This window comes from Rhodoplanes elegans, assembly GCF_016653355.1.
GTDB classification, from domain to species: domain Bacteria; phylum Pseudomonadota; class Alphaproteobacteria; order Rhizobiales; family Xanthobacteraceae; genus Rhodoplanes; species Rhodoplanes elegans.
The window spans coordinates 1-11,081 of the sequence record NZ_NHSK01000220.1 but is presented as its reverse complement, the minus strand read 5'-3'; the positions used below and the strand labels follow the sequence as shown (position 1 = coordinate 11,081).

Sequence of the window (11,081 nt, the reverse complement as noted above, 5' to 3'; positions counted from 1 at the left end):
CGCGAGACCCTCAGCCGCGCCGCGGCACGCCGGCGAGCGCGCGGGCCAGCGCGCGCGGGCTGATCGGCTTCTGCAGATAGCCGGTCATGCCGGCGTCGCGGGCCAGCGCCTCGTGGCTGCGGGTCGGCTGGCCGGACAGGCCGATCACCGGCGTGGCGCCGGTCTCGCCCGGCAGCGCCCGGATGCGGCGGGTCGTCTCGAAGCCGTCGACCGGTCCGCTCAGCACCACGTCCATGAGCACGAGGTCGTAAGGCGCGCGGCCGAGCGCGGCGACGGCCGCGTCCCCGGTGTCGACGAAATCGGTCGCGTGACCGAGCTCGCCGAGCACGGTGCGCATGATGATGCGCCCATACGGGTTGTCCTCGACGCACAGGATGCGCAGCGGCGCCGGGTCGGCCGTCCCGATGGCGGCGACCGGCTCCTCGCCGTCCGGCTCGGTCGCGGCGGCGTCCATCTCGACGACGAGCCGGAACGTGCTGCCCTCGCCGGGCGTGCTCGTCACCGTCACGTCGCCGCCCATGGCGCGGGCGAGGCGGCGCACATAGGCGAGGCCGAGCCCGGAGCCGCCGAACTTCTCGGCCACCTTGTCGCTGCCTTGCGCGAACGGCCGGAACAGCAGGCGCTGCTCCGCCTTGCCGAGGCCGATGCCGCTGTCGGTCACGTCGACCGTGATGCACCAGCCGTCGCCGGCCGGCGCCGCGTCGGCGGCGAGCCGCACGCCGCCGGCCTGCGTGAACTTCACGGCGTTGTCGAGCAGGTTCTCGATCGCGGCGCGCAGGCGGACCTGGTCGCCCGACACCATCGCCGGGACGGCGTCGGCGATCGCCGCCGTGAAGCCGATCCCCTTGGCCTCGGCCCGGGCGGCGGCCGAGGCGGCGGCGTCCTGCAGGGTGCGGCCGAGGTCGAACGGCTCGTGGCGCAGCACCAGGCCCTTCTCGCCGGCCCGGGCGCCGTCGACGATGAGCGAGGTCAGCGCCGTGAGGTGCTCGGCCGAGCTCTTCAGCGCCTCGACCCAGCCGCGCTCGCGCGTCCCGAGCGGCGACATCGCCAAGAGCTCGCTGATCGCCAGGATGCCGGTCAAGGGCGTGCGGATCTCGTGCGCGAGCGACGCCAGAAGCCGTTCGAACGCCTGGCTGGTCGGGCGCGTCCGGGTCTTCCGGGTCGAGCGTCTCGTCGATCGTCTTCCGACGGCGCGTTTCCTGGCCACGCGAGGATGAACTCCGCTGCGGAGCAGAACCACCAACGCCAGACACCGTTCCAGGGAGCGGGCCGCGCAGGGGCGAAGAGGGAGGGGCCGGGTTCATGCCCGGTCGCCTTTGACCGCCTTCTTATTCGGTCTATGCTCCGGATGGAACCATCTTATTGACGTTGCGGGACGATCCCGGACGGGCCGCCCGTCGCGGGGGCCGTGACGGGGAGCGCGACGAGGACCGGAATGGGCAAGCCGCTCGAGTTCGCCACCCTGCTCGGGATGAACCCGCTGTTCTCCGGCCTCGACGGCGAGGCGATCGCCGCGATCGCGCGCCTCTGCCAGATCCGCAAGCTGCCGGCCGGCCGGACCCTGTTCATGAAGGGCGAGCCGGGCGACGCGCTCTACGGCGTGCGGCGCGGCCAGATCCGCATCGAGACCGGCACGGCGACCGGCGAGCGGATGACCATCGAGGTGTTCGGCCCCGGCGACCTGTTCGGCGAGATCGCCGTGCTGGACGGACGCCCGCGCACCGCCGACGCGGTCGCCCAGGAGGACTGCGAGCTGTTCGTGCTGCCGCGCGCCGAGTTCATGGCGATGCTGGAGCGCGAGGGCCGGCTGGCGATCCGCATCATCGAGCTGCTCTGCGCCCGGCTCCGGTCCACCAACGAGCGCACCGAGGAGATGATGTTCCAGCCGCTGCCGGTGCGGCTCGCCCGCCGGCTCGAGGCGCTCGCCGCCGACTTCGGCTCCGACCTGCAGATCACCCAGGACGAGCTCGCCGGCCTCGTCGGCGTCACCCGCGAGAGCGTCAACCGTCAGCTCCAGGAATGGCGCGCCGGCGGCATCGTCCAGCTCGGCCGCGGCCGCATCCAGGTGGATGTCGGTCGCCTTGCCGCAGTCACACGGAAAGCGTAAGTTGAACAGGATTGTCACGGCATTTCTGTTTCATTTCGCGTGCCTGTTTCCGGTTCGAACCGCCACGGTCCACCTCTCGGTTCGGACCGACCCGGTCCATAAGCTCCGCGCCGGCTCCCGATGGCGTCCCACATCGCGATGGAATGGGCTCACCCGCATGGCTCCTCCTGACGACAGACGGCGGATCGAACCCGCCGCCCGGCGCGGCCGGCGCATCGTCGCGCGCGCGGTCGCGTTGCCGAGCGCCGCGCTGCTGATCACCGCGCTGATGGCGGTGACGCCGCTCGCCGCCGCCGACAAGACGGCCCCGGCCGGGACGCCGCCCGGCGTCATCGCGATCGTCACGAAGGCGCAGACCGCCTGCTTCTCGAGCGTGATCCGGGCGAACGGCATCCTGGTGGCGCGCTCCGAGGCGATGGTGATCCCGGAGGTCGACACCGGCTTCAAGGTGAGCCAGGTCCTGGCCCGCGACGGCGACCGCGTCAGCGCCGGCCAGTCGCTCGCCCGCCTCACCCGCGCCTCCGACGGCGTCGCCATCACGGTGCGGGCACCGGTCAGCGGCCTCGTGATCAAGAGCAACGCCACGCTGGGCGCGATCGCCTCGGCGAAGTCGCCCGATCCGCTCTTTCGGATCGCGCTGGACGGCGAGATCGAGCTGATGGCCGAGGTGCCGAGCCTCTATCTGCCCAAGCTCCAGCCCGGCCAGACCGCCCGCGTCGAGCTCGAGGAAGGCCGCGACATTCCGGGCCGGGTGCGGCTCGTGCCGTCCGAGCTGAACCCGGTGAGCCAGATCGGCCAGGTCCGCGTTTCGATCGAGAACGACCCGTCGCTGCGCATCGGCACCTTCGCGCGTGCCACCATCGACGCGGCGAGGAGCTGCGGCGTCTCGGTGCCGCGCGCCGCCGTTCAGTTCCGCGCCGAAGGCGCCGTCGTCCAGGTCGTCCACAACAAGACGGTCGAGACGCGCCGGGTGCAGGTCGGCCTCGTCTCCGGCGACGGCGCGGAGATCCGCGACGGCATCAAGGAAGGCGAGGTGGTGATCGCCAACGCCGGCGGCTCGCTGCGCAACGGCGAGAAGGTCCGCCCGATGGTGCGCGACGACGTCACCGGTCAGCTCGAGGAGATGTGACGTGAACATCTCGGCATGGTCCATCCGGACGCCGCTTCCGTCCGTCGTCTTCTCGATCATCATCGTCCTGCTCGGCTGGATGAGCTTCGTGAAGCTGCCGATCACCCGGCTGCCGAGCGTCGACGTGCCGATCGTCTCGGTCGCGGTGGCCCAGTTCGGCGCCTCGCCGGCCGAGCTCGAGGCGCAGGTGACCAAGACGGTCGAGGACGCGGTCGCCTCCATCGTCGGCGTCAACCACATCGATTCGAGCATCAGCGACGGCCTCTCCGTCACCACCATCACGTTCCTGCTCGACGCCGACCCCGATCGCGCCCTCAACGACGTCAAGGACGCGATCACGCGGGTGCGCTCCAGCCTGCCGAGCGGCATCAACGAGCCGCTGGTGCAGCGCCAGGAGGTGATCCCGTTCCCGATCATGACCTATGCGGCGATCGCGCCGGGCCGCACCCCCGAGCAGCTCTCCTGGTTCGTCGACGACGTGATCAAGCGCAACCTGCAGGGCCTGCGCGGCGTCGCCAAGTTCGAGCGCATCGGCGGCGCCGACCGCGAGATCCTCGTCTCGCTCGATCCCGACCGGCTGCAGTCCGTCGGCCTCACGGCGGCCGGCATCTCCGAGCAGCTCCTGAAGAACAACGTCGACGTCGCCGGCGGCCGCGCCGAGATCGGCGGCCGCGACCAGTCGATCCGCACCATCGCCGGGGCGCCGACCATCGACGCGCTCGCCGGCACCACGTTCAGCCTGCTCGCCGGCGGTGAGGTGCGGCTCGACGACCTCGGAGTCGTCACCGACACGGTGGTCGAGCCGCGCACCTTCGCGCGCCTCGACGGCGATCCGGTCGTCGCCTTCGCGGTGTACCGGGCCAAGGGCGCCAGCGACGTGCGGGTCTCCGAGGCGGTCGAGCGCGAGATCGCCAAGATCAAGGAGGAGCACCCGGACGTCGACATCAAGCTGATCGATAGCTCGGTCGACTTCACCCGCGCCAACTACGACAACGCGATGCAGACGCTGATCGAGGGCGCGCTGCTCACCATCGTGGTCGTGTTCCTGTTCCTGCGCGACTGGCGTGCCACCGTGATCGCCGCCATCGCGCTGCCGCTGTCCGTCTTCCCGGCCTTCTGGGTGATGGACATGCTGGGCTTCTCGCTCAACCTCGTGACGCTGCTCGCCATCACGCTCTCGGTCGGCATCCTGGTCGACGACGCGATCGTCGAGATCGAGAACATCGAGCGCCACATCCAGATGGGCAAGTCGCCCTACGACGCCTCGATGGAGGCGGCCGACGAGATCGGGCTCGCCGTCATCGCGATCAGCCTCGCCATCGTCGCGATGTTCCTGCCGGCGAGCTTCATGCCGGGCATCGCCGGGCAGTTCTTCAAGCAGTTCGGCGTCACCGTCTCGGTGCAGGTGCTGTTCTCGCTGGTCGTCGCGCGGCTCGTCACGCCGATGCTCGCCGCCTACTTCCTGCGGCCGAAGACCCATGTCGAGAAGCCGCCGGGCCCGATCATGCGGGCCTACACGGGCGTGCTCCAGGCGTCGGTCCGGATGCGCCTCCTCACCGTGGCGGTCGGGCTATGCGTGTTCGCCGCCTCGATCTGGGGCCTCACCCTGCTGCCGTCCGGCTTCCTGCCGCAGCAGGACGTCGCCCGCTCGCTGCTCGCCGTCGAGCTGCCGCCCGGTACCCCGCTCTCCGAGACCGAGGCGGTGACGGGCCGGATGGTGGAGATCATCCGCAAGCGGCCGGAGGTGCGCAGCGTCTTCGTCGACGGCGGCCGTATCCCGCCCAAGGTGACCGAGGTGAACACCGCGGCGCTGATCATCAACTACGTCCCGAAGAAGGACCGCAAGGTCAAGCAGAGCCAGCTCGAGCGCGACATCGCGCGCGACCTCGCCGACGTGCCGGACGTGCGTCACTGGTTCCTCGACGAGAACGGCCAGCGGGTGATCTCGCGCATCGTCACCGGCCAGGACGGCGCGACCGTCGCCAACGTGGCGGCCGAGCTCGCCAACCAGATGCGGCGGCTCACCTCGATCTCCAACGTCGTCTCGACCGCGGCGCTCGACCGGCCGGAGCTGCGCATCATCCCGCGCAAGGCGCTGGCGACGCGGCTCAACGTCAACACCGAGACGCTCGCCGCCACGGTGCGGGTGGCGACCATCGGCGACGTCGGGCCGCGGCTCGCCAAGTTCAACATCGGCGACCGGCTGGTGCCGATCCGGGTGATGATCGCCGACACGGGCCGGGCCGACCGCCAGGTGCTGGAGCAGCTCCGCGTGCCGACGCTGCGCGGCACCACGGTGCCGCTGCTCGCCATCGCCGACATCCAGCTCGCGCAGGGGCCGGCGGTGATCTCGCGGCACGACCGCGAGCGCCAGGTCAAGATCGAGGCCGACCTCGTCGGCTCGACGCCGCAGAGCAAGGCCGAGAAGGAGATCGACGGCCTGCCGGTGATCCAGCATCTGCCCAAGGGCGTGCGCCTGCAGCCGTCGGCCGACTCGGAGGCCAAGACCGAGCTCCTGGAGGGCTTCCCGCCCGTGATGGCCAAGGGCATGGTGACGGTCTACGCCGTGCTGGTGCTGCTGTTCCACTCGTTCCTGCAGCCGATCACCATCCTGTTCTCGCTGCCGCTGTCGATCGGCGGCGCCGTCATCGCGCTGCTCGCCACCGGCAGCCAGCTCGACCTGCCGGTCTCGATCGGCCTCCTGATGCTGCTCGGCATCGTCACCAAGAACGCCATCATGCTGGTGGACTTCGCCATCGAGTCGATGGCGAAGGGCATGGAGCGCACCGCCGCCATCATCGACGCCGGGCAGAAGCGGGCCCGCCCGATCATCATGACGACACTCGCCATGGTGGCCGGCATGATGCCGGCCGCCCTCGGCCTCGGGGCCGGCGGCGAGTTCCGCTCGCCGATGGCGACCGCGGTGATCGGCGGCCTGATCGTCTCGACCCTGCTGTCGCTCCTGTTCGTGCCGGCCGTGTTCACCGTGATGGACGACATCGGCCGCGGCTTCGGCTTCCTGTTCGGCCGTCTCGTCACCGGCACCAAGCCGCACGGCGGCGGCCACGGCGGTCCCGACGGCCCGCACGGCGGTGGCGGCGGGCACGCGCCCGGCCACGGTCCCGGCGAGCCGGTGGCGACCGAGAAGGCCGTCGAGAAAACGCCCGAGGCGCCGGCCGAGAAGGTGCCCGAGCGGGTCACCGAGCGCGGCCGCGAGCCGGCCCCGGCGGCCCTCTCGGCCGCGGCGACGTCGGACACGGGGGCGGATGCGGCAGCGGCGGACAAGCCGGAACCGAAGAAGAAAGGCGGCCTGTTCGGCTTCGGGCGGTAGGGCTCCTCTGCTCCGACACACAGGCGCCGATCGCCGCGCGTCGCGCGCCCCGGACAAGGCGCGGCAGGCCGAAGGCCTGTTGCGCCGCAGAGCCGGGGCCCAGGGGCCACACGGCACGTCCTCGCTCCCTCGTCCCTGGGTCCCGGTTCGCGGCGCGTCGCGCCGCGCCCGGGACACGAGACATCCTTCTCGGTCGCGCAGTGAACATGCGTCTCCTGATCAGGAGCGCGCCGTCTGCGTTTCGGCCGGTCTGCGTTTCGGCCCCCGGCTGTGCTATGCCGGCAGCTTCGCCGCACCGGCCGGCTCCCGACCCGGGTGGCGTCAGGGCTGGACGACTTCGGGTGGACGCATGCGGGTGTTGATCGTCGAGGACAACGAGGAGCTGGCCCGGCTTGTGGTCGGCGGGCTCGCCAAGGCGGGCCATCCGGCCGAGCATGCCGCGACCGCGGCCGAGGCGCGGCACATGCTCTCGGTCGACACCTACGACGCTGTCATCCTCGATCTCGGCCTGCCCGACGCCGACGGCCTCGCGGTGCTGCGCGAGATGCGCGCCCGCCAGGACCCGACCGCCATCCTGGTGCTGACCGCGCGCGCCGGTGTCGACGACCGGGTCGAGGGCCTGCGCAGCGGCGCCGACGACTATCTGGTGAAGCCGTTCGCCTTCGAGGAGCTGGTGGCGCGGCTCGAGGCGCTGTCGCGGCGGCCGCGCGCCATGCAGGGCCTCGTCCTGACGGTCGCCAATCTCAGCCTCGACACGGCCGGCAAGCAGGCCTTCGTCGACGAGGTGCCGCACGTGCTCTCGGCCCGCGAGCTCGCCGTGCTGGAGATGCTGATGCGCCGCAAGGGCCGCGTCGTGCCGAAGAAGCTGGTCGAGGACCAGCTGTTCGGCGCCGGTGGCGATCTCTCCTCCAACGCCGTCGAAGTCTACGTCCATCGCCTCCGTAAGCAGCTCGCCGAGCGCGGCGCCGCCGTGACGATCCACACGGTGCGCGGCGTCGGCTACATGATCGCCGAGGCGAAGGGGTGAGCGCCTCATCGACGGGCCCGCGCTCGATCGTCCGCCGCATCCTGTGGGTGCACGTGGTGGCGTTCGGCCTGGTCGCGATCCTGGTGCCGCTGTCGTTCTATCTCCTGCTCGTCGCCGAGACGACCAAGCTGCATCGCGACGCCATGCGCCAACAGGCCGATGCCATCGCCGAGCATCTCGTCCCCGGCGACGACGGACGGTGGCGGCTCGATCTGCCCGAGGCCCTGCAGGACATCTTCTCCAAGGCGGTCGACCGCTACGCCTACGCCATCGTCGATGCCGACGGACGGGTGCTGTTCTCGTCGGACGGCAGCGACCAGTCGCTGTTTCCCGAGGTGCCGCCGGCGCCGGCGCCGGCGCTGCTGCAGGTGCAACGCGCCTTCAGCACGCTGTCGGGCGCCCGCGTGCCGAAGACGCACGACGACCGGACCGTCTTCATCGAGGTCGCCGAGAACCTGTCGCACCGCGACGTGCTGATCGACGACATCGTCTCCAACTTCATCCCGCGCGTCGCCTGGATCACGGTTCCGATCCTGCTCCTGCTGCTCGGCATCGAGGCGCATGTGGTGCGTCGCGTGTTCCGACCGGTCGAGGCGGCGTCGCGCCGGGCGCGCGAGATCTCGCCGCGGCGCACCGACATCCGGCTGTCGCTCGACCAGATCCCGAACGAGGTCGCCCCGCTGGTCGTCGCCGTCAACGAGGCGCTCGACCGGCTCGAGCAGGGTTTTCGGGTGCAGCGCGAGTTCACGGCCGACGCCGCGCACGAGCTGCGCACGCCGATCACCATCCTGCGCACCCGCATCGACACGCTCGCCGACGCCGGCGTCGCCGAGCCGCTGCGCCGCGATCTCGCGGTGATGACCCGCGTCGTCACCCAGCTTCTCGAGATGGCCGAGGTCGAGAACATGGCGCCGGGCGACGACGCCCGCGCCGATCTGCGCGCCGTCGCGGCCGAGGTGATCGCCTTCCTGGTGCCGCTCGCCATCGCCGAGGGGCGCAGCATCGCGCTCGCCGGCGACGAGGCGCCCGTGTGGGTCGCGGGCCGCGCCGAGGTGCTGTCGCGCGCGTTCCGCAACCTGATCGAGAACGCCATCCGCCACACGCCGCCCGGCACCGTGGTCGAGGTGGTGGTCGAGCCCGCGGGCGTCGCCCATGTCTGCGACGAGGGGCCCGGAATCGACGAGGCGGAGCGCGACCTCCTGTTTCGCCGCTTCTGGCGGGGCGACCGCAAGCGCTCCGGCGGCGCCGGCCTCGGCCTGTCGATCGTGCAGCGGATCATGGAGCTCTACGGCGGGGCCGTGACGGTCGCCAACCGCCCGACCGGCGGCGCCTGCTTCACGCTGCGGTTCCGCCCCGTCGCGGTGCGCCCGGGCGAGGACGACGGCACCGACGGCGCCGACGGCCGGCACGCGAGCTAGCGCGATTCCTCCGACGTCGCGCCACCCTCCGCTCATGCCCGCGAAGGCGGGCATCCAGGAGCGGCGAGTCGCGTGGCCCCTGGGTCCCCGCCTTCGCGGGGACGGTCGGACATCGCCGATTCACCGACCCGACGATCGCCCACGCCGCGCGCCGGTACGATGCGGCCGTCCTGATCAGATTCGCCGCCGATCCGGGCAGCATCTGATCAGATCGTCGGGATCCATGCGGCTCGCGCAATGCCGCTGCCCGTCGGTTCGTCGGTGACGTAAGGTCGCTGTAAGCCGCCACGGCTAGCGTGCCCGGCGTCTTCGCCTACCCCCCGCCGAGCGAAGACGGCGCCCTCCGACACCCCGGATCCTCCGGCGGTTTCGGGGCGGTGTCGGCACGTCCCACCCGCCGGCCCGGAAGTCCATCATGAAAGCTCTCGTTCTCTACAGCGTCTTCGTCGTGATCGGCGCCGTCGCGGCCGCTCTGATCGGCTGGGTGGTCGAGCGCGAGGTGTCGGAGACGGCGAGCCTGATCGTCTTCCTCGGGCTGTTCTTCCTCAACTTCGTGGTGTCCTGGATCGCCGTGATCCTGGTGATCGACCGGTCGCTCTCGAACGCGCTGGGGCAGGCCGAGCAGCTGGCGATCGAGAAGGCCGGCCGCGCCGCCCAGGCCGCCGCCTCCGGCCGCGCCGCCGCCTGACGTCGTCATCACGTCGCGCGCCAGCGGAGCGCGTCGAACGCCGGCACCGGCTTGGTGAATCCCTTCAGCTCCAAGGGACCGATCGGCGTCGCGTCGCACTGCGGCTCGACCGCGGCGAGCACGTGCTGGCTGATCAGCACCTGCCCGGGCTTGGCGGCCGCGCACAGCCGGTGCGCGAGGCTGACGACGCTGCCGATCGCCGTGTATTCGCGCCGCTGGTCGAAGCCGATCTCGCCGAGCGTCGCATAGCCGAGCGCGACCGACGCGCCGAAGCCGACTGCGTGGCCGCGCCGTCGCCACGCCTCGCCCAGCGTCGCCATCGCGTCGCGCATCTCGAGCGCCAGCCGCACGCCGCGTGACGCGTGGTCCGGGCAGGGCAGGGGATCGTTGAAGATCACCATCACGCCGTCGCCGGCGAAGCGCTCCAGCGTCCCCTCGTGACGGAAGATCAGTCCGCCGACGCACCGGTGATACTCGCCCAGCACCGTCATCACGTCCTCGGGCTCGGACGCCTCGGTGAGAGCGGTGAAGCCGCGCAGGTCGCAGCACACGACCGTGATCTCGCGCCGGTGGCTGGCGAGCGCGCCGCCGCCCTCGCGTGACACGATCTCGGCGAGCTGCGGCGGCAGGAAGCGGCGCAGCCGGCCGATCCGCTCGATCTCGGCGACCTGGGCGGCGACGCGCGCCTCCAGCGAGCGGTTGGCCACGGCCAGCGCCTCGGCCTGCTCGGCGAGCGTTTTCGCCTGCGCGATCGTGAGATCATTGAGCTCTTTGATGCGCAGGAGGGAGCGCACGCGCGCCACCAGCGCGGCCTGGTCGAACGGCTTCGTCAGATAATCGTCGGCGCCGGCCTCGAGCCCGACGACGACGTCGCGGGTGTCGGCCTTCGCCGTCACCAGCACGACCGGCACGAAGCGCAACGCGGCGTCCTTCTTCAGCTCCTTCAGCACCGCGATGCCGTCGAGCTTCGGCATCATGATGTCGAGCAGCACGAGGTCGGGCGCCTCGGCGCGGGCGCGGGCGAGGCCCTGCTCGCCGTCGCCGGCCGTGATCACGTCGTATCCGTGCGCCGCCAGTCGCGTGCGAAGAATCTCGAGATTCTCCGGCGCGTCGTCCACGGCGAGGATCTTGGGCGGGGAATGCATGTCAGCGCCGACCGTCTGCTCTCACTGGCGGGCGGAGGTGTGTTGCGTCGCATGTGCCCGGGCCCCTCTCCCTGAGGAAGAGGGTCGGTCGCGCACTTTGTGCGCGACCGGGGTGAGCGACTGTCTTGGCTGTCAAGCGTTTTGCCATGGTCGATTGTCCCTGAGCATGGCGTTGAGGATTGTCAGTAGCTTCCGAGCGACGGCGATCAAGGCGACCATCTTCGGCTTGCCGGCAC

Annotated in this window: 8 protein-coding genes and 1 pseudogene; 6 read left to right on the top strand and 3 right to left on the bottom strand. The window is 71.3% G+C overall.

Going from position 1 to position 11,081, the window contains the following annotated elements; translation table 11 throughout:
* Nucleotides 1–10: 10 nt before the first annotated feature.
* Entirely contained in the window at nucleotides 11–1,207 is a 1,197-nt protein-coding gene (locus CCR97_RS25250) for an ATP-binding protein (protein WP_111357787.1), read from the bottom strand.
* Nucleotides 1,208–1,435: 228 nt separating this feature from the next.
* Between CCR97_RS25250 and CCR97_RS25245 the strand changes: the two genes are divergently transcribed.
* The 6 genes from CCR97_RS25245 to CCR97_RS25220 all read left to right on the top strand — a co-directional run bounded on the left by CCR97_RS25245 (nucleotide 1,436) and on the right by CCR97_RS25220 (nucleotide 9,700).
* Entirely contained in the window at nucleotides 1,436–2,107 is a 672-nt protein-coding gene (locus CCR97_RS25245; protein ID WP_111357786.1) for a Crp/Fnr family transcriptional regulator, read from the top strand.
* 157 nt (nucleotides 2,108–2,264) lie between these two features.
* Entirely contained in the window at nucleotides 2,265–3,236 is a 972-nt protein-coding gene (locus CCR97_RS25240; RefSeq protein ID WP_170145877.1) for an efflux RND transporter periplasmic adaptor subunit, read from the top strand.
* 1 nt (nucleotide 3,237) lies between these two features.
* Nucleotides 3,238–6,567 (top strand): efflux RND transporter permease subunit, encoded by a 3,330-nt coding sequence (locus CCR97_RS25235; RefSeq protein ID WP_111357784.1) that lies wholly within the window; start codon nucleotides 3,238–3,240, stop codon nucleotides 6,565–6,567.
* A gap of 349 nt (nucleotides 6,568–6,916) precedes the next feature.
* Complete coding sequence (locus tag CCR97_RS25230; protein WP_111357783.1) at nucleotides 6,917–7,594, top strand: response regulator; 678 nt, start codon at nucleotides 6,917–6,919, stop codon at nucleotides 7,592–7,594.
* Nucleotides 7,591–9,012, top strand: a complete 1,422-nt coding sequence (locus CCR97_RS25225) for an ATP-binding protein (protein WP_111357782.1) — start codon at nucleotides 7,591–7,593, stop codon at nucleotides 9,010–9,012. Before CCR97_RS25230 ends, CCR97_RS25225 begins: the two co-directional genes overlap by 4 nt.
* A 415-nt stretch (nucleotides 9,013–9,427) precedes the next feature.
* Nucleotides 9,428–9,700 (top strand): hypothetical protein, encoded by a 273-nt coding sequence (locus CCR97_RS25220; RefSeq protein ID WP_111357781.1) that lies wholly within the window; start codon nucleotides 9,428–9,430, stop codon nucleotides 9,698–9,700.
* An 8-nt stretch (nucleotides 9,701–9,708) separates the two neighbouring features.
* On the opposite strand, the gene CCR97_RS25215 is transcribed toward CCR97_RS25220, so the two are convergent.
* Together CCR97_RS25215 and CCR97_RS25210 are read right to left on the bottom strand one after the other, a co-directional pair.
* Nucleotides 9,709–10,845: an adenylate/guanylate cyclase domain-containing protein gene (locus CCR97_RS25215; RefSeq protein WP_111357780.1), complete on the bottom strand. Its 1,137-nt coding sequence runs from the start codon at nucleotides 10,843–10,845 to the stop codon at nucleotides 9,709–9,711.
* Nucleotides 10,846–10,977: 132 nt separating this feature from the next.
* Nucleotides 10,978–11,081: pseudogene (locus CCR97_RS25210) on the bottom strand (IS110 family transposase); the annotation flags it as partial.